General features: G+C 71.3%; 16 protein-coding genes. 10 read left to right on the forward strand and 6 right to left on the reverse strand.

Translation table 11 applies throughout. The annotated features are described in order from the left end of the window. The first annotated feature begins 51 nt into the window (after positions 1-51). Positions 52-2,328 carry a glycoside hydrolase family 3 N-terminal domain-containing protein gene (locus H4N58_RS18955; RefSeq protein ID WP_243845131.1) on the forward strand — a complete coding sequence of 759 codons (2,277 nt, stop codon included), beginning with the start codon at positions 52-54 and terminating at the stop codon, positions 2,326-2,328. Here H4N58_RS18955 and H4N58_RS18960 read toward each other — a convergent pair. The 5 genes from H4N58_RS18960 to H4N58_RS18980 all read right to left on the reverse strand — a co-directional run bounded on the left by H4N58_RS18960 (position 2,318) and on the right by H4N58_RS18980 (position 5,796). Beyond that, complete coding sequence (locus H4N58_RS18960; protein WP_167251198.1) at positions 2,318-2,797, reverse strand: aminoacyl-tRNA deacylase; 480 nt, start codon at positions 2,795-2,797, stop codon at positions 2,318-2,320. The genes H4N58_RS18955 and H4N58_RS18960 overlap by 11 nt on opposite strands. 63 nt (positions 2,798-2,860) lie before the next feature. Beyond that, entirely contained in the window at positions 2,861-3,466 is a 606-nt protein-coding gene (locus H4N58_RS18965) for a flavodoxin family protein (RefSeq protein ID WP_167251196.1), read from the reverse strand. A gap of 44 nt (positions 3,467-3,510) precedes the next feature. Continuing rightward, positions 3,511-4,269 (reverse strand): SDR family oxidoreductase, encoded by a 759-nt coding sequence (locus H4N58_RS18970; protein WP_167251194.1) that lies wholly within the window; start codon positions 4,267-4,269, stop codon positions 3,511-3,513. A 10-nt stretch (positions 4,270-4,279) separates the two neighbouring features. Next, positions 4,280-4,951 (reverse strand): histidine phosphatase family protein, encoded by a 672-nt coding sequence (locus H4N58_RS18975; RefSeq protein ID WP_167251192.1) that lies wholly within the window; start codon positions 4,949-4,951, stop codon positions 4,280-4,282. Then, entirely contained in the window at positions 4,948-5,796 is an 849-nt protein-coding gene (locus H4N58_RS18980) for an SDR family NAD(P)-dependent oxidoreductase (protein WP_167251190.1), read from the reverse strand. Before H4N58_RS18980 ends, H4N58_RS18975 begins: the two co-directional genes overlap by 4 nt. Positions 5,797-6,077: 281 nt before the next feature. Between H4N58_RS18980 and H4N58_RS18985 the strand changes: the two genes are divergently transcribed. From H4N58_RS18985 to H4N58_RS19005, 5 genes are all read left to right on the forward strand, one after another. Next, on the forward strand, positions 6,078-7,376 hold the full coding sequence (locus H4N58_RS18985; protein ID WP_243843063.1) for an ABC transporter substrate-binding protein: 1,299 nt from the start codon (positions 6,078-6,080) through the stop codon (positions 7,374-7,376). 116 nt (positions 7,377-7,492) lie between these two features. Further along, positions 7,493-8,404, forward strand: a complete 912-nt coding sequence (locus H4N58_RS18990) for a carbohydrate ABC transporter permease (protein ID WP_167251188.1) — start codon at positions 7,493-7,495, stop codon at positions 8,402-8,404. 10 nt (positions 8,405-8,414) lie between these two features. Further along, positions 8,415-9,320, forward strand: coding sequence for a carbohydrate ABC transporter permease (locus tag H4N58_RS18995; protein WP_167251186.1), 906 nt, complete (start codon positions 8,415-8,417; stop codon positions 9,318-9,320). Then, positions 9,317-10,723 carry a GH1 family beta-glucosidase gene (locus tag H4N58_RS19000; RefSeq protein ID WP_167006945.1) on the forward strand — a complete coding sequence of 469 codons (1,407 nt, stop codon included), beginning with the start codon at positions 9,317-9,319 and terminating at the stop codon, positions 10,721-10,723. Before H4N58_RS18995 ends, H4N58_RS19000 begins: the two co-directional genes overlap by 4 nt. Next, a complete protein-coding gene (locus H4N58_RS19005; RefSeq protein ID WP_167251184.1) occupies positions 10,720-11,754 on the forward strand; it encodes a LacI family DNA-binding transcriptional regulator in 1,035 nt (344 codons plus the stop codon). Before H4N58_RS19000 ends, H4N58_RS19005 begins: the two co-directional genes overlap by 4 nt. A 30-nt stretch (positions 11,755-11,784) precedes the next feature. On the opposite strand, the gene H4N58_RS19010 is transcribed toward H4N58_RS19005, so the two are convergent. Further along, positions 11,785-12,438, reverse strand: coding sequence for a FadR/GntR family transcriptional regulator (locus H4N58_RS19010; RefSeq protein ID WP_167006951.1), 654 nt, complete (start codon positions 12,436-12,438; stop codon positions 11,785-11,787). 101 nt (positions 12,439-12,539) lie between these two features. On the opposite strand from H4N58_RS19010, the gene H4N58_RS19015 reads away from it, so the two are divergent. The 4 genes from H4N58_RS19015 to H4N58_RS19030 are packed head-to-tail and all read left to right on the forward strand — an operon-like array spanning position 12,540 to position 17,467. After that, complete coding sequence (locus H4N58_RS19015; protein WP_167006954.1) at positions 12,540-13,898, forward strand: SLC13 family permease; 1,359 nt, start codon at positions 12,540-12,542, stop codon at positions 13,896-13,898. An 8-nt stretch (positions 13,899-13,906) separates the two neighbouring features. Beyond that, positions 13,907-14,707, forward strand: a complete 801-nt coding sequence (locus H4N58_RS19020; protein WP_167251182.1) for a class I SAM-dependent methyltransferase — start codon at positions 13,907-13,909, stop codon at positions 14,705-14,707. A gap of 55 nt (positions 14,708-14,762) precedes the next feature. Next, positions 14,763-15,956, forward strand: coding sequence for a CaiB/BaiF CoA-transferase family protein (locus H4N58_RS19025; protein ID WP_167006960.1), 1,194 nt, complete (start codon positions 14,763-14,765; stop codon positions 15,954-15,956). Beyond that, positions 15,953-17,467 (forward strand): carboxyl transferase domain-containing protein, encoded by a 1,515-nt coding sequence (locus H4N58_RS19030; protein WP_167251180.1) that lies wholly within the window; start codon positions 15,953-15,955, stop codon positions 17,465-17,467. The genes H4N58_RS19025 and H4N58_RS19030 overlap by 4 nt, the downstream gene beginning before the upstream one ends. Positions 17,468-17,469: the final 2 nt, after the last annotated feature.

Raw genomic sequence — 17,469 nt, forward strand, 5'->3', positions numbered from 1 at the left:
CACCGACAGGTTCACACGTCGATCGGGGGGACGATGTCGGGGGACGATTCCGTGCGCACAGGAGACCCTGTCGCGCGACTGACCCTGGAGCAGAAGGCCTCGCTCACCTCGGGGAGCGACTTCTGGCACACGCAGCCGGTCGAGGAGGCCGGCGTCGCGGCGATCATGCTGGCCGACGGGCCGACCGGGCTCCGCAAGCAGGCGGGCGAGAGCGGACTCTCGCTCGGGATGGGCCAGAGCGTGCCCGCCACCTGCTTCCCGACGGCGACGACGCTGGGGTCCTCCTGGGACCCCGACCTCGTCGAGCGCGTCGCGGCCGCGATCGCCCGCGAGGCGCGTGCCGAAGGCGTCTCGGTCGTCCTCGCGCCCGGCGTGAACATCAAGCGCTCACCGCTGTGCGGACGCAACTTCGAGTACCTCTCGGAGGATCCGTACCTGTCCGGCGAGCTCGGCCTCGCGTTCGTCCGCGGCCTGCAGACCCAGGGCGTCGGCGCCTCGGTGAAGCACTTCGCGGCCAACAACGCCGAGACCGACCGCATGCGGCTGTCGGCCGACGTGGACGAGAGGACGCTGCACGAGATCTACCTGGCCGCGTTCGAGCGCGTCGTCACCGCCGGCGACCCGTGGACGGTGATGGCCTCGTACAACAAGATCAACGGCACGTACGCCACCGAGAACGCGTGGCTGCTGCGCGACGTGCTGCGCGACACCTGGGGCTTCGACGGCGTCGTGGTCTCCGACTGGGGCGCCGTGCACGACCGGGCGGCGGCGCTGCGGGGCGGCACCGACCTGGCGATGCCGCCGTTCGGGGACGATGACACGGTCGTGGACGCCGTCCACGCCGGGACGCTCTCGGAGTCCGTGGTCGACGAGGCCGTACGCCGGGTGCTGGCGCTGGTCGCGCGCGCGGGGGCGGCAGCCGGGGACGACGATCCCGACGAAAAGAACACCTTCTCCGAGGAGGCCCGCCTCTCCCATCACGAGCTCGCTCGCGAGGCCGCAGTCGCAGGGTCGGTGCTGCTCAAGAACGACCCCGTCGGTGGTGCTCCCCTGCTGCCGCTGAGCGAGTCGGCCGACGTGCTCGTCGTCGGCGAGCTCGCCCGCACCCCGCGCTTCCAAGGCTCGGGATCCTCACGGGTCAATCCGACGCAGGTCGACGTCCCGCTGGACGCGCTGCGCGCGACGTGGGGCGCCGACCTCCCCTTCGAGCCGGGCTACACCCTCGACGGCACGCCCGAGGAGGACCGGACGCTGCGGGCGGCCGCCGTCGAGGCCGCACGCGCCGACCGTACGGTCGTGTGTCTGCTGGGGCTGCCCGAGTCGTACGAGTCGGAGGGGTACGACCGCACGCACCTGGATCTGCCGCCCGCCCAGGTCGAGCTGGTCCAGGAGCTCGTCGCCGCCAACCCGCGGGTCGTGGTGGTGCTCGCCAACGGAGGCATCATCACCCCCGTCGCGTGGTCGCGCGAGGTGCCTGCCCTGCTCGAGGCATGGCTCGCCGGTCAGGCCGTCGGCTCCGCGATCGCCGACCTGCTCTCCGGCCGTGCCGAGCCCACCGGACGGCTGGCCGAGACGATCCCGTTCCGCCTCGAGGACACCCCGGCCTACCTCGACTTCCCCGGTCACCTCGGCCACTCCCGCTACGGCGAAGGTGTCTTCGTCGGCTACCGGTACTACGACGTGAAGCACATCCCGCCGGCGTACCCGTTCGGCCACGGCCTCGGCTACACGACGTTCGCCCAGGGCGACCTGGCCGTCGACGTCGCGGGCGAGGGCGACGAGGTGCGGGCGACGGTGTCGGTGACCGTCACGAACACAGGCTCGCGTACGGGTACGGAGGTCGTGCAGGTCTACGTCAGCGACCTCGAGTCGCCCGTCGCGCGGCCCGAGCGTGAGCTCAAGGGGTTCGCCCGGGTCACGCTCGACCCCGGCGCGTCGCAGCGGGTCGTGCTGGAGCTCGGCCCGCGCGCGTTCGCGTACTGGCACCCCGTCCTGCGCCGGTGGGTGGTCGAGCCCGGCACGTTCACCGTGTCGATCGGCGCCTCGTCGGCAGACCTGCGGCGCAGCATCACGGTCACGGTGGAGGGGACGCGGGTCCGGACCCCGCTGAGTGCCGAGTCGACGGTCGCCGAGTGGAGTGCCGACCCGGTCGGCGGCCCGCTCCTCGCGAGGGCGTTCGGAGGGGGCGCGGCGCTCACGGACAACCCGATGGCCGCCGAGGTGCCGCTCGGCGTCCTCGCCGGTCTCGCCGGGTTCCCCCGCGCGAATGTCGACGTGCTCGTCGACGCTGCGAACCCCGACGACGAGGGCGACGGCGCTACTCGCTGATGTCGGCGCGCTGCGCGCCGAGGACGTCGGCCAGCGCGTCGGCGTCCACGGTGAGGCCTACCCCGTGGCCGCCACCGCCGACCGAGATCTCACCCGCGATCCCTGCATCCATCACCACCGGCCACGCCGTCGTGCTCCCGAGTGGCGTGATCGTGCCCCGCTCGTATCCGGTGACCGCCTGCGCCGTGTCCGCGTCGGGCATCGAGACGCGGTTGACGCCCAGCAACGCACGCAGCTTGGGCCACGAGAACTCGCGGTCGCCCGGCACCATGACGAAGCGGTAGTCGCCCTCGCGCACGCGGACCACCAGCGTCTTGACCAGGGCGCGCGGGGCGATCCCTCGTGCGGCCGCGGCCTCCTCCAGCGAGCGCACGCGTCCGTGCCGCGTGACGGTGTGCGCGAGGCCGAGCGCCTCGGCGGCGGCGATCGCGCGGGCCGAGTTGTCGGAGGGGTCCGGGGTGTCGGTCATGGGTCCATCGAAGCATGGCGGTTTCGACAGGCTCAACCAACGGCAGGCGCGGTTTCGACAGGCTCAACCAACGGTGACGGGCATCGGCCGGTCGGCCAGCGCCTTCGCGACCGAGACGAGGTTCGAGGCCATCGTCCGACCGGTCGCGTATGACCAGGCGTGGCCTTCCGAGATCTCGCTGAAGGACGGGCCCGGCCCGGGGCCACGGTTCCAGTACGTCCAGGCCTGGCCGGGGATGGTGAACCCGATGTCGACGAGCGCGCCTGCGATCTCGGAGATCACGTGGTGCGCGCCGTCCTCGTTGCCGGTGACGACGACGCCCGCCACCCGGTCGTACGCGATCGGGCGGCCGTCCTCGTCGGTCTCGGCGATCATCGCGTCCATCCGCTCGATCGCCTGCTGGGCGAGCGAGCTCGGATGCCCGACCCACGTCGGCGTCGCGACGATCAGGATCTGGCTCGTCGTGATCGCGGCGTGCACTCTCGGCCAGTCGTCGCCCGCACCGAGGTCGGTCGCGACCCCGTGCGCGAGCCGCAGGTCCACGAGGCGGTACGACGTCGTCTCGACGCCCCACCCCTTCATCGCCGCGACGACGGACTCGGCGAGCATCTGGGTGTGCGACGGTTCGGGCGATCTCTTCAGCGAGCAGTTGAGCAGCGTGGCACGCACGGTCTCCCCCTCGGTCGATTCACCCGAGGCGTACCCACCCTGGCTCAGACCATGCGGCGGACGATCCCGAGAGGCAGGTGGCGGATCAGGAACGCGACCGGACGCCATGGCCACGCCGGCACGATGCGTTCGGGTTTCTCGCTGTCGATCGCGGCGACGAGGGCACGCGAGCCGGTCTCCGTGTCGACCATGCCCTTCGGCTTCTGCTCGACCTTGTCGTTCATCTCCGACGCGATATAGCCGGGGAACACGGTCGTGACGGCGATGTCGTGGCCCTTGCGGTTCACCAGGTCCGAGCGGATGCCCTCGGCGAGGAGCGCGATGCCGGCCTTCGTCGCGGCGTACGTCGTCATCGAGCTCGGCATCCCGCGCATCGCCGACACCGAGGAAACCACCACGAGGTGGCCGGAGCGCCGCTCGTAGAAGTGCTCCATCGCCGCCTCGCACTGCGCCAGCGCAGCGACGAAGTTGGTCTCGGCGGTCTCGCGGTTGGCCTCGAACTTCCCGGTCCCGATCCGGGCGCCCTTGCCGAGCCCGGCGTTGACGACGACGCGGTCGAGCCCGCCGAGGTCATCGGCGGCGCGCTTGACGACGGCGAAGACCTGCTCGTGGTCGGTGACGTCGAGCGCATGGACGACGACCCGGATCGTCGGGTGTGCGGCCTCGAGCTCGGCCTTGAGCGCTTCCAGACGGTCGAGGCGGCGTGCGGTGAGGGCGAGGTCGTGGCCCTTGGCGGCCCAGACGCGGGCCATGCCGGCTCCGAGTCCAGAGCTGGCGCCTGTGATGAGGATCGTCTTGCGCATGTCGCTCCAGTCAGCGGTAGGTGACGAGGTCGGGAGGTAGGTGGGTGTGCTCGTTGAACGACAGCAGCGTGCGACCCGACGATCCGGTGACGACGGTCGTCACGCCCGCGTTGATCGTGACCGTGTTGAGCCGCGGCCAGAGGGCATGCGCCTGCGGGGTCCACTCCGGCGCGTCACCGGCGAGCAGGTGCGCGGCGACGACGGCGAGCGGTCCACCGGAGGTGAACACGACGGCGCTCTCGCCGCTGCCGAGGGAGTCGGCGAGACGGTCGAAGGCGCCGAGGACCCGGGCCGTGAAGTGGGCGTACGGCTCGAGGTACTCGTCGTCGTGCTCGCCCCCCGCCCAGCGCCCGACCGCCGAGACGAAGATCCTCTGGAACTCCTTGGGGTCCTCGCTCACGAACCCCGGGGCGTACGCCTCCACGACCGACTCGTGCGGGAACTCGTCCCAGCCTCCGTCCACGTCGTAGCCGTCGGACGGACCCGCGGCGTCGAGCGCGGCGATCGCCGTCTGCGCGTGCCTCTTCATAGAGCCTGCGACCGCGTGCGCGGGAAGGAAGGCCGAGGCTTCCCAGGACTGACCGAGTGCCGTCGCCTGCGCGTAGCCACGCTCGGACAGCTGGTCGTAGTCGTCGGCGCCGAACGACGCCTGCCCGTGCCGGACCAGGTAGATCGCGCTCACCGAACCACCTGCGCGCCCGTGGTGCGGGCACCGCCGGCGGCTGCCTCGTCCGCAGCGGCCTTGCGCGCGGCGCGACGCATCGCGGCGGCGTACAGCCACGGTGCGAACCGCTTCACCGCATACGCCGCGCGGGCCTCACGGTCGGGCAGGATCAGGTGCTTGCCTGCGTCGAGCTGCTTCAGCACCTCGCGTGCCACGGTGTCGGCGCTGCGCTTCGAGCCGTCGATGAGCGTGCGGGCGGACGCCTCGGCGGTCGGGTCGGCGCTGCGGATCGAGTCGGCGAGGTTGGTCTTGAAGAACGTCGGGCAGATCACCGAGACCGCGACCCCGTACGGCTCGAGCTCCCACCGCAGCGTCTCGCTCAGCGCGACCACCCCCGCCTTCACCGCGTTGTACTCGCTCATGCGCGGCGGATGGACCAGCCCTGCCGCCGAGGCGGTGTTCACGAGGTGTCCGGTGCGCTGCGCCTTGAGCATTGGCGCGAAGGTCCGGCAGCCGCGGGCGACGCCGAGCAGGTTGATCTGAGTGATCCAGTCCCACTCGTCGGTGGTCGTGAGCTCGATCCTCCCGCCCGACGCGACGCCGGCGTTGTTGACGACGAGGTCGATGCCCTTCCAGGTGTCCTCGACCCACGCGCGGGCGGCATCCCAGTCGGCGTCGCTGCGGACGTCGAGGGGCCGGTACGTGACGCGGTCGCCGAGGGCGGAGACGGCGTCGGGAGTCTCGGGGTGGACGTCGGTGGCGAGGACGCGGCAGCCCCGCTCGGCGAGCCTGGTCGCGAGCGCGAGGCCGAGCCCGGAGGCGGCACCGGTGACAAGGACGCGATCGCCCGTACGTACGGTCATGCGGCCGAGCGTACCGAGCGAGCGCTTACCTCCCGCCCCGACCGCCCCGCGCCCCTCCACTTTCCGTTGGGGCCAACGAAGCGCGCGTGCCCCACCGGACGGTTCCGGTGGGGCAGGCACTTTCCGTTGGGGCCAACGGAAAGTGTGAGGACGGCGGGAGTGATCACGGTTGCGTAACGACGCATGGGAGCGCTCCCAACGCTCTTGACCCTAAGGTGTGAGCCAGGCCACAGTGCATGGGAGCGCTCCCACCGGCGGGAGCGGCGAAGGAGAGGGTCACCGTGTCACACACACGCCGTTCGCGCTGGCTGGCTGGGGCAGCCGCGCTCGCCAGCTTGTCCATGCTCGCCACCGCATGTGGCGGCTCGGACTCGGACAACGAGTCCGGAGAAGACGTCACGCTTCGCGTGAACCTGTTCGGGAAGTTCGGGTACACCGAGCTCTACAAGCAGTTCGAGAAGGAGCACCCGGGCGTCAAGATCGTCGAGACCGCCGAGGGCGACCTCGGGAAGTACAACACCGCACTCACCCAGCGCATCGCTGCGGGGACCGGCGCGGGCGACGTGGTGGCCATCGAGGAGGGTCAGGCGGTCAACTTCCTCGCGAGCGCCGACAAGTTCGTCAACCTGCAGGACCACGGCGCGAACGACCTCACCGACCAGTACCTGCCCTGGAAGTTCGAGGGCGCCACCACGGCCGACGGCGAGACCACCATCGGTCTCGGGACGGACGTCGGCGGGCTTGCGATGTGCTACCGCCGCGACCTGTTCGAGAAGGCCGGACTGCCCACCGACCGCGAGGCGGTGGCTGCGCTCTGGCCGACCTGGGACGCGTTCATCGCGACCGGCGAGAAGTTCCAGGACGGGATCGGCGACGCCAAGGCGAAGTTCATCGACAGCGCCACCAACACGTACAACTCGATCCTCATGCAGGGCGCCGACCACACCTACTTCGACCGCGATGGCGAGCTCGTGATCGAGAGCAACCCCGCCGTCAAGGCCGCGTGGGACAAGGCTCTCGAGATGGACGAGAAGGGCATCTCCGCCGAGCTCAAGTCGTTCTCGCCGGAGTGGAACGCCGGGTTCAAGAACGGCGACTTCGCCACGATCGCCTGCCCCGCCTGGATGACGGGCTACATCAAGGACCAGGCCGGCGAGGAGAACGCTGGCAAGTGGGACATCGCCACCGTGCCGGGCGGCAGCGGCAACTGGGGCGGATCGTGGCTCGCCGTGCCCGAGGCCAGCGAGAACCAGGACGTCGCGATCGAGCTCGTGAAGTTCCTCAGCAGCGCCGACGGCCAGCTCGCCGCGTTCAAGGAGGTCGGCAACCTGCCGTCCAACCCGAACCTGTACGAGGATCCTGCGCTCCAGGAGGCCACGAACCCGTACTTCAGCGACGCACCGGTCGGACAGCTGTTCGTCGCCGGCGCCGCCAACCTCGAGCCGGTCTTCCTCGGCGCGAAGAACCAGCCCGTCCGCGATGCGGTCGAGAACGCGATGCGGTCGGTCGAGAACGGCCAGCGCAGCTCGTCTGAGGCCTGGTCGACGGCGGTCAGCGATGCCGAGAAGGCCGCAGGCTAGGTCGTACGACCTGGTCTCGAGACCTCCGAGCCCGTGGTGCCCGCGCCGCGACCCCTACCGCGACGCGGGCGCCACGACGCCACCTCTGTCCGCCCCCTCGACCTCAGGAGCACTCCATGCACCTGCGCGACCGGCTCGCTCGGTTCGACATCAACGGCGCGCCCTACGTATTCATCGCCCCGTTCTTCGTGCTCTTCGGCATCTTCGGGCTCTTCCCGCTCGGATACACGCTCTGGGTGTCGCTGCACGACTGGAGCCTGCTGGGCGGCAACGAGGGGTGGGTCGGGTTCGCCAACTACACCGAGCTGGTCGGTGACGAGTACTTCTGGAACAGCCTGCTCAACACCTTCGCGATCTTCGTGATCGCGACCGTCCCGCAGATCCTCGCGGCGCTCGCGCTCGCGCAGGTGCTCAACACCAGCCTGCGCGCGCTCACCTTCTGGCGGATCGGCGTGATCATCCCGACGGCAACCTCGATCGCCGCGGTCGGGATCATCTTCACGATGATGTTCTCCCGCGACTTCGGGATCATCAACTGGCTCATCGGGCTCGTCGGCGTCGAGCCGATCGCCTGGAACCAGGAGCGTCTGCCCTCGTGGCTGGCGATCGCCACGATGGTCGACTGGCGGTGGACAGGCTACAACGCCCTCATCCTGCTGGCCGCCCTCCAGGCCGTCCCCAAGGAGCTGTACGAGTCCGCACGGCTCGACGGCGCGTCGGCCCTGCGGCAGTTCCGCTCGATCACCATCCCGATGCTGCGCCCGACACTGATGTTCGTCGTGACGGTCGCGACCATCGGTGGCATCCAGCTCTTCACCGAGCCGCTGCTGTTCAACCCCGGCGCCAACGCGATCACCGGGGGCGACACCCGCCAGTTCCAGACGAGCGCGATGTACGTCGTGGAGCAGGCGTTCACGGGTCAACGGTTCGGGTACGCCGCCACGGTCGCCTGGATCCTGTTCGCGATCATCGTCGTCGTCTCGCTCGTGAACTCCCTGCTCGTACGCCGCATCCGCTCGGTCGACTGAGGAGCCTCGTATGACCACACCCCTCATCCCGGTGGACAGGATCCTCCCGGTCCTGGACGAACCGGAGCCCGTCCGACGACGCCGTCGCCGCGCCCTCGGCAAGGCGTCGCCGCTGACCTACCTGGTCCTGACGTTCGTCATCCTCGCCTCCGTGGCACCGCTCTACTACATGGTCGTGATGGCGTCGCGGCCCAACAGCGACATCACCTCCACCCCGCCACCGCTCACGCCCGGCGACCAGCTCGGCGAGAACGCCACCCGCGTCTTCGCGAACCCCGACGTGATGTTCGCGCAGTCGCTGCTCAACTCGCTGATGGTCTCGCTCGTCGCGACGATCACCGTGGTGACGCTCTCCTCGCTCGCGGGGTTCGCGTTCGCCAAGCTCCGCTTCCGCGGCAAGAACGTCTTCCTGCTCGCGGTGATCGGCACGATGATGGTCCCGGTCCAGCTCGGCCTGGTCCCCCTCTACATGCTGATGGGCTGGCTCGGCCTCGCCGGCAGCCTGTGGTCGGCGGTCCTGCCCTTCCTCGTCACCGGCTTCGGCGTGTTCTTCATGCGCCAGTACGTCAGCCAGGCGATCCCAGACGAGCTGATCGAGGCCGCGCGCGTCGACGGCGCCTCGACCCTGCGGATCTTCGCGCAGGTCGTCTTCCCTGCGATGCGCCCTGCCGTCGCGGTCCTGGGGCTGCTCACGTTCATGGAGCGCTGGAACGACTTCATGTGGCCCTACCTCACGCTCTCCCCCGAGAACCCGACCGTCCAGGTGGCGCTGTCGCGGCTGTCGGGCGGCTACTACACCGATCAGGCGCTGGTGATGGCGGGCACGCTGCTCGCGACCGTCCCGCTGGTCCTGGTCTTCATCCTCTTCGGTCGCCGCATCGTCGGCGGAATCATGGAAGGTGGGCTCAAGGGATGACCGACGTCGTCACCGATCCCCTCACCACGCTCGCAGCGTCGTTCCCGTCCGGCTTCACCTTCGGCGCCGCCACCGCGGCCTACCAGATCGAAGGTGCCGTCGCGGAGGACGGCCGTACCCCGTCGATCTGGGACGCGTTCTCCGCGCAGCCCGGCCGCGTCGCGAACGGCGACACGGGCGAGGTCGCCGTCGACCACTACCACCGGATGCCCACCGACGTGGACCTGATGAGCGACCTCGGCCTCGGGGCGTACCGGTTCTCCGTCTCGTGGCCGCGCGTTCAGCCCGGCGGCGCCGGACCGGTCAACCCGAAGGGGATCGACTTCTACGACCGGCTGGTCGACACCCTGCTGGACCGGGGCGTCGCACCGTGGGCGACCCTCTACCACTGGGACCTGCCGCTCGCGCTCGAGCAGGCGGGCGGTTGGCCGGCACGCGACACGGCGGCGCGGTTCGCCGAGTACGCCGGAGTCGTCGCCGACGCCCTCGGCGACCGCCTCCACGGCCTGATCACGCTGAACGAACCATGGTGCTCAGCGTTCCTCGGCTACGGCAACGGCGTGCACGCGCCGGGTCGTGCCGACGGGGCGACCGCGCTCGCCGCGTCGCACCACCTGCTGCTCGGGCACGGCCTGGCCGCACAGGCGATCCGCGCGATCGCGCCCGAGACGCCGCTCGGCCTCACGGTCAACCTCTATCCGACCTCGCCTGCGCTCCCCGAGGGCTATGACGGCCCTGACCGCGCGGCGTACGACGATGCCGTGCGACGCGTCGACGGACTGTGCAACCGGTGGTTCCTCGACCCGGTGTTCGGCCGCGGATACCCGGCCGACGTCGTCGAGGACGTCCGGCCGATGTCGGCGCTGGAGTTCGTCCGGGGCGGAGACACCGACGTGATCGCGGCGCCGCTGGACTTCCTCGGCGTCAACTACTACACGCGTCACGTGGTCGCTCCGGGCGCGCACCCGGGCGCGGCGACGGTGGAGTTCCGCAAGCGCGGACTGCCGACGACAGCCATGGGCTGGGAGGTCGACCCGGACGGCCTGTACGACGTGGTCCGCCGCGTGCACGACGACTACCCGGCGATCCCGATCTATCTGACCGAGAACGGCTCCGCGTACGAGGACGTCGTCTCCGCCGACGGCCAGGTCCACGACCCGGAGCGGCTCGCGTACCTCCGGGAGCATCTCGAGGCGATGGCACGCCTGTCCGCCGACGGTGTCGCGGTCGCGGGCTACTTCGCGTGGTCGCTGGTGGACAACTTCGAGTGGGCCGAGGGCTACGCGAAGCGGTTCGGGTTGGTGCACGTCGACTACGACACGCAGGTGCGGACCCCCAAGGACAGCGCGCGCTGGTATGCCGCACTCCTTGCGGCCCACCGGGACGGGATACTGGGCGCATGACGGGTGGGCCGGAGGCTGGCAAGCGCCCGACGCTCGAGCAGGTCGCCGCGCTCGCCGGCGTCGGGCGTGGCACCGCGTCCCGCGTCATCAACGGCTCCCCCTCGGTCGCGCCACAGACCCGCGACGCGGTGATGAAGGCGGTCGCCGAGCTCGGCTACGTCCCCAACCAGGCCGCGCGCTCGCTGGTCACCCGCCGTACGGGCGCGATCGCCCTGGTGATCTCCGAGCCCGAGGAGCGCCTGTTCAGCGAGCCGTTCTTCGCCGGTGTCGTCCGCGGGATCTCACAAGTGATGGACGAGCGCGACCGCCAGCTCGTGCTCGTGCTCGTGCACGGACCGGCCGAGCGACGCGACGAACCCGCCGCCTACCTGAGCCCGCAGCACGTCGACGGTGCGCTGCTGCTCTCGCAGCACGAGGGCGACGACCTTCCGCAGCAGCTGCGCGACCGCGGGCTGATGCTCGTGCACGGCGGCCGGCCGCCGGGCGTCGAGGGCGCCAGCTATGTGGACGTCGACAACGTCGGCGGCGCACGCGCGGCCCTGCGTCATCTGCTCGAGCGCGGGCGGCACCGGGTGGCGACGATCGCAGGACCGCCCGACATGCAGGCCGGACGCGACCGCTTGCGCGGCTACCGCGAGGCGCTCGAGGCCGGCGGGATCGCATACGACCCGAGCCTGATCGAACAGGGTGACTTCACCGAGCCCGGCGGGTGGCAGGCGATGCGTCGCCTGCTCGCGCGCCACCCGGACGTCGACGCGGTGTTCGCCGCATCCGACCCGATGGCGCTCGGCGCCCTGCGCGCACTGCGCGAGGCGGGGAGCGCGGTGCCTGCCGACGTCGCCGTGGTCGGCTTCGACGACTCGCCGATGGCGGCGATGAGCGACCCGCCGCTGACGACCATCAACCAGCCGGCCGACGTCCTCGGCCGCGAGATGGCCGAGATGCTCCTGGCGGCTCTGGCCGACCCGGAGAACGACGAGGCGCGCAGCCTCGTCCTGCCGACGAGCCTCGTCGTCCGCGGGACGACCTGAGTCACGGCGTCTCCGGAGGGGCCGGGCTGATCAGGTCGTGAACGCCTCGCCGGTCTCCCCCGGCTCGGCCGGCGTCGAAAGGATGCCCGTGCACGCCGCGGCCGCGGCTTCAGGATCACCTCGGACGACGGCGACCGCGAGATCGTCGAGCAGCGATCGGAGCATCGGCGTCTCCTCGGGGTCAGGACACTGGACGGCGAGCATGTCCTCCAGCTCGCCGAGGAGGCTGTTGCCCGCCAGACGGCGTACGCACCGCCAGACCTCGTCGAACGTCGGGACGGTGCCGTCGTCGCCGAGCATCGCGATCCGCATCGCCTTCTGCGGGTGGCTCGCCGCCGCACGAGCGACCCCGCCCATGACCGCCTCGCGGGCGGCCGCCACCTCCGAGCGAGGGTGGGCAGCAATCCGGCCGGGGAGATCCTCGGCGACCGGTGCCTTCCGGACGAGGGCGCCCACGCCGTGCCGGACCTCGACCCGTCCCTGGGTCTCGAGGGCGGCGAGCGCCTGCGCGAGCGTGGCGCGGCTGACCCCGAGGTCGCGCGCCAGCTGACGCTCCGAGGGGAGCCGGTCACCTGGCACCAGGCCCTGCGCGTCGATGAAGTCCGCGATGTGCTGCGCGAGGTGCTCGTACAGCCTCGGACGCTGCACGGGACGGGGCCCGCGCTGATCGTCGCCCTGGCTCATGAGGGGAGCGTACTTGACATTTGCGCCAGTGGACCAGAGGCTAGGCCACTGAACCTGTGGTCTGCACCACATGACGTAGCACACACCTGGAAGGGGACCCCGTGTCCACCGAAATCGTCGCGCTGGCCGCGCTCGCGCTGGTCTTCCTGATCGCGACCGTCCGCAGCATCAACATGGGTGCGCTCGCGCTCGTGGCCGCCTTCATCGTGGGCCTCAGCGTCTTCGGCGACGACACGGACGCGATCATCGCCGGATTCCCGGGCGAGTTGTTCGTCATCCTGGTCGGCGTCACCTACCTGTTTGCGCTCGCCAAGAACAACGGCACCGTCGACTGGATCGTCCACGGCGCCGTCCGCGCCGTCCGCGGACGGGTCGCGCTCGTTCCGTGGGCGATGTTCTTCGTCTGCGCGGTCGTCACCGGCATCGGCGCCGTCAGCCCCGCCGCGGTCGCGATCGTCGCACCGGTGGCGATGGGCTTCGCGCACCGCTACCGCATCCACCCGGTGATGATGGGCATGATGGTGGTCCAGGGCGCGACCGGCGGCAGCTTCTCGCCGATCGGCATCTTCGGCAGCATCACCAACGGCGTCGTCGACTCCAACGACCTCGAGGGCAGCCCGACCTTCCTCTTCCTGGCCGCGATGACTGCCGCCACGCTCGTCGCCGCGATCACCTACGTGGTCTTCGGCGGTCGTGAGCTGATCCGCCGTGGCAAGGACGAGCGCGCGCTCGTCGACGTCGGCGCGACCGCCGAGGCCGCGAGCAGCGCGGCGACCCGTGGCGCGGTTACGGGGACGCCCGGCTCCGCCATCGAGCAGGGCCTCGGTCGCACCGACGACCTCGACGACCTCGACGACGACACCCGCCTCAACCTCGAGCGTTCGAGCACCCTCCTCGGTCTGGTCGCACTCATCGTGGGCGCGCTCGCGTTCGACCTCGATGTCGGCTTCACGGCGCTCACCGTCGCGGTGGTCCTCACCCTGCTCTTCCCGCCGTCGGCACGTGGCGCGGTCGAGAAGATCAGCTGGGGCACGATCCTCCTGGTCGGCGGCATCGTCACCTATGTCAACCTCCTGCAGAACCACGGCGTCGTGACCTGGCTGGGCGACCGCGTCGCCGAGGTCGGCGCACCCCTCATCGCAGCACTGCTGATCTGCTTCATCGGTGCAGTCGTCTCGGCGTTCGCCTCGACCACGGGCATCATCGGCGCCCTGATCCCGCTGGCGGTCCCCTTCCTGCTCACCGACCAGGTCAGCGCGATCGGACTCATCGCCGCGCTCGCGATCTCGAGCTCGGTCGTCGACTGCAGCCCCTTCTCGACCAACGGCGCCCTGATCGTCGCGAACTCCGACGAGAGCCAGCGCGAGATGGTGTTCAAGCGCCTCATGCAGTGGGGCATGTCCATCGTCGTGATCGCTCCCCTGCTGACCTGGGCAATCCTCGTGCTCCCGACGACGTGAGCAAAACGGTGTCCGGAGACGAGCCCGAGGCGGGCGGCGACCACGCCGCCCGCCTCCGGGCGTCCTTCACCGCCCAGGCCGACACGTTCGAGGAGCCCACGCTCAACGCGGCGTTCACCTCTGCGCTCGACTGGGTCGTCGAGGCGGCTCAGCCCCATGCGGGCGACCAGTGCCTCGACCTCGCGTCGGGCACCGGGCTCGTCGGGCGGGCACTCGCGCCGCAGATCGCCCACGTCACCTGCGTGGACAGCACCCCGGCCATGCTCGCGCGCGGACGCGCGGCGGCCGCCGCCGAAGGCCTCACGAACATCACCTTCGTCCTCGGCGACGCGACCATCCCGGTCGTCCCCGCAGGGAGCGTCGATCTCGGCGTGACCCGGTTCTCCCTCCACCACGTCCCCGATCCGCTGGCCGTCCTGCGCACGATGGTCGAGGCCTGCCGGCCGGGCGGTCGTGTCGTCGTGCACGACCTCGCGTCGTCGACCGACCCGACGCTCGCCGCCCGTCAGGACGCGATCGAGACCTGGCGCGACGACTCCCATCTGCGCACCCCCGTGCTCGGTGAGGTCGCGGCCTGGCTGCGCGACCTCGGCGCCGTGGTCGACCGCACCGACCAGCGGACGTACGAGCGACCGCTCGAGCCGTGGCTGGCGCAGTCCCTTACACCGCCCGACCGTGCCGTCCACGTGCGGCAGGCGTTCGCCGACGAGCTCGCCGGCGGCGAGCCCACCGGATTCGCGCCGACGCAGCGCGACGACGACGTCTGGTTCACCCAGACCTGGGAGCTCACCGTCGCCCACCGCCCCTGACCGACGACCTGCACCACCGCCGTACCCGCCACGCCCGCACGACCAGGAGCACCGCATGCTGACCGACATCGTCGTCCTCGACCTCACCCGCGCCCTCGCCGGCCCGCACGCCGCGATGATGCTCGGCGACCTCGGCGCCCGGGTCGTCAAGGTCGAGTCGCCGACCGGAGACGACACCCGTGGCTGGGGACCGCCGTTCGTGGGTGAGCCCGGCGACGAGGAGTCGACGTACTTCCTGTCGTGCAACCGCAACAAGGAGTCGGTGACCGCCGACCTCAAGAGCGACGCCGGCAAGGAGCTGCTGACGCGGCTCGTACGACAGGCCGACGTGCTGCTGGAGAACTTCCGACCCGGTGTCCTCGCACGCCTCGGCTTCTCCGAGGAGCGTCTCCACGAGCTCAACCCCCGACTGGTGATCTGCTCGATCACCGGGTTCGGGCACGACGGGCCGGAGGGTGGGCGTGCCGGGTACGACCAGATCGCGCAGGGCGAGGCCGGGCTGATGAGCATCACCGGCCCGTCGCCCGAGGAGCCGACCAAGGTCGGGGTCCCGATCGGCGACCTGCTCGCCGGGATGAACGCCGCGTACGGGGTGGTCGCCGCGCTGCACGAGCGCCACGCCACCGGCCGGGGGCGGGTCGTGCGGACGAGCCTGCTCGCGAGCATCGTCGGCGTTCACGCCTTCCAGGGCACCCGGTGGACGGTCGCCGGCGAGGTGCCGCGCGGGATGGGCAACCACCACCCGTCGATCGCTCCGTACGGGCTGTTCCGTACGGCCGACTCGCCCGTGCAGATCGCAGTCGGCAGCGAAGGGCTGTGGACGCGGTTCGCACCGTTGATCGGGCTCGACCCCGCCGCCGCGCCGTACGCGACCAACCCCGACCGGGTCGGCGGGCGTGAGGGACTGACCGCGCTGATCGAGGAGCGTTTCGCCGACGAGGGTGCCGAGGTGTGGCTGGCTCGGCTGGCCAACGCGGGCGTCCCCGCCGGCAAGGTGCGCACGCTCGACGACGTCTATGCGTGGGACCAGACCCGCTCGCAGGGGCTGCTCATCGACGTCGAGCACGAGAGCCTCGGCTCCGTCTCGCTGCCGGGCCCTGCACTGCGGCTCGACGACAACCCGTATGCCGGCGCGCGTGAGACGCACCTGGCTCCCCCGCGACTTGGACAGCACAACGCATCGATCGCCGCGTGGCTCGACGCCTGCGAGACGGACGACGCGCGCGGTGGGTCGGAGGCGACGGCGTGAGCACCCGGTTGAGCGCGCAGGCGCTGATCGACCTCGTGCTCGACGACGGGTCCTTCGGGTCCTGGGACACGCCGGTCGTCCGAGGCGAGGTGGCGCCCGACTACGCCGCGGACCTCGCCCGTGCACAGGAGCGCTCCGGCACCGACGAGTCCGTCGTGACCGGCGAGGGCACGATCCACGGGCGCCGGGTGGCGGTGCTCGTCGGCGAGTTCGGGTTCCTCGCCGGGTCGATCGGCGTCGATGCGGCCGAACGGCTCACGGTCGCCGTGGAGCGGGCGACCACCGAGGGACTCCCCCTGCTCGCCGCGCCGGTCTCGGGCGGGACGCGGATGCAGGAGGGCACCCCGGCGTTCGTCCGGATGGTCCAGATCACCGCGGCGATCTGCGCGCACAAGGACGCTGGCCTCCCGTACCTGGTGTATCTGCGCAACCCCACCACCGGCGGCGTCATGGCGTCGTGGGGATCGCTGGGCCACATCACGGTCGCGGAGCCGGGTGCGCTGCTGGGGTTCCTCGGGCCGCGCGTATACGAGGCGCTGTACGGGGAGCCGTTCCCCGAGGGCGTGCAGACGTCGGAGAACCTGTACGCGCACGGCATCGTCGACGCGGTGCTCCCGCCGGAGGAGCTGGCCGGGATCGTGGACCGGACGCTGCGCATCCTGCAGTCGCCACGGCCGACTGCTCCGGGTCTCGATACGTCCTCGCCTAGCGGCTCGGACTACTCGACCAGTGGGGTCGGCTCGGATCCGTGGGAGTCCGTCCTCGCTTCGCGCAGCGACGATCGCCCGGGGGTCCGCGCCCTCCTGCGCCACGGCGCGAGCGACGTCGTCCCGCTCAACGGCACCGGCCAGGGCGAGGCGGGCCACGGGCTGGTGCTCGCGCTCGCCCGCTTCGGGGCGTCGCCCGCCGTGCTCCTCGGTCAGGACCGGCGCGCGCAGACCGCCGACCGGCCGCTCGGCCCGGACGCCCTGCGTGAGGCGCGCCGCGGCATGCGGCTGGCCGCCGAGCTCGGGCTCCCGCTCGTCAGCGTGATCGACACCCCCGGCGCTGCGCTGTCCGTCGACGCCGAGCAGGGTGGGCTCGCCGGCGAGATCGCGCGCAGCCTCGCGGACATGGTGACACTCCCCGTCCCGACTCTGACCGTTCTGCTCGGCCAGGGCACCGGCGGCGGCGCGCTCGCGCTGCTGCCCGCCGACCGCGTCGTGGCCGCGCAGCACGCGTGGCTGTCACCGCTGCCGCCGGAGGGTGCGAGCGCGATCGTGCACCGCGTCCCCGACCGGGCAGCGGAGATGGCACGCGCCCAGCGCGTCGGCGCCGCCGCACTCGTCGAGGACGGGACCGTCGACCGCGTCATCGCCGAGTCGCCCGATGCCGCGCAGGAGCCGGAGGCGTTCTGCCGCCGGGTCAGCGAGGTCGTCGAGGACGAGCTCACGCAGCTGTGGGCGGCCGACGACGTGGCACGCCGCGCCGCGCGACGAGCGCGCTTCCGCCGCGGACTCGCCGGCGCCTGACG

The organism is Mumia sp. ZJ1417 (assembly GCF_014127285.1).
Lineage (GTDB): Bacteria > Actinomycetota > Actinomycetes > Propionibacteriales > Nocardioidaceae > Mumia.

Coding starts and splice junctions, on each gene's coding strand:
- H4N58_RS18960 (WP_167251198.1), bottom strand. CDS start 2,797: ATGACCGACACCCCGGACCCCTCCGACAACTCGGCCCGCGCGATCGCC.
- H4N58_RS18970 (WP_167251194.1), bottom strand. CDS start 4,269: ATGCGCAAGACGATCCTCATCACAGGCGCCAGCTCTGGACTCGGAGCC.
- H4N58_RS18980 (WP_167251190.1), bottom strand. CDS start 5,796: ATGACCGTACGTACGGGCGATCGCGTCCTTGTCACCGGTGCCGCCTCC.
- H4N58_RS18990 (WP_167251188.1), top strand. CDS start 7,493: ATGCACCTGCGCGACCGGCTCGCTCGGTTCGACATCAACGGCGCGCCC.
- H4N58_RS18995 (WP_167251186.1), top strand. CDS start 8,415: ATGACCACACCCCTCATCCCGGTGGACAGGATCCTCCCGGTCCTGGAC.
- H4N58_RS19000 (WP_167006945.1), top strand. CDS start 9,317: ATGACCGACGTCGTCACCGATCCCCTCACCACGCTCGCAGCGTCGTTC.
- H4N58_RS19005 (WP_167251184.1), top strand. CDS start 10,720: ATGACGGGTGGGCCGGAGGCTGGCAAGCGCCCGACGCTCGAGCAGGTC.
- H4N58_RS19010 (WP_167006951.1), bottom strand. CDS start 12,438: ATGAGCCAGGGCGACGATCAGCGCGGGCCCCGTCCCGTGCAGCGTCCG.
- H4N58_RS19025 (WP_167006960.1), top strand. CDS start 14,763: ATGCTGACCGACATCGTCGTCCTCGACCTCACCCGCGCCCTCGCCGGC.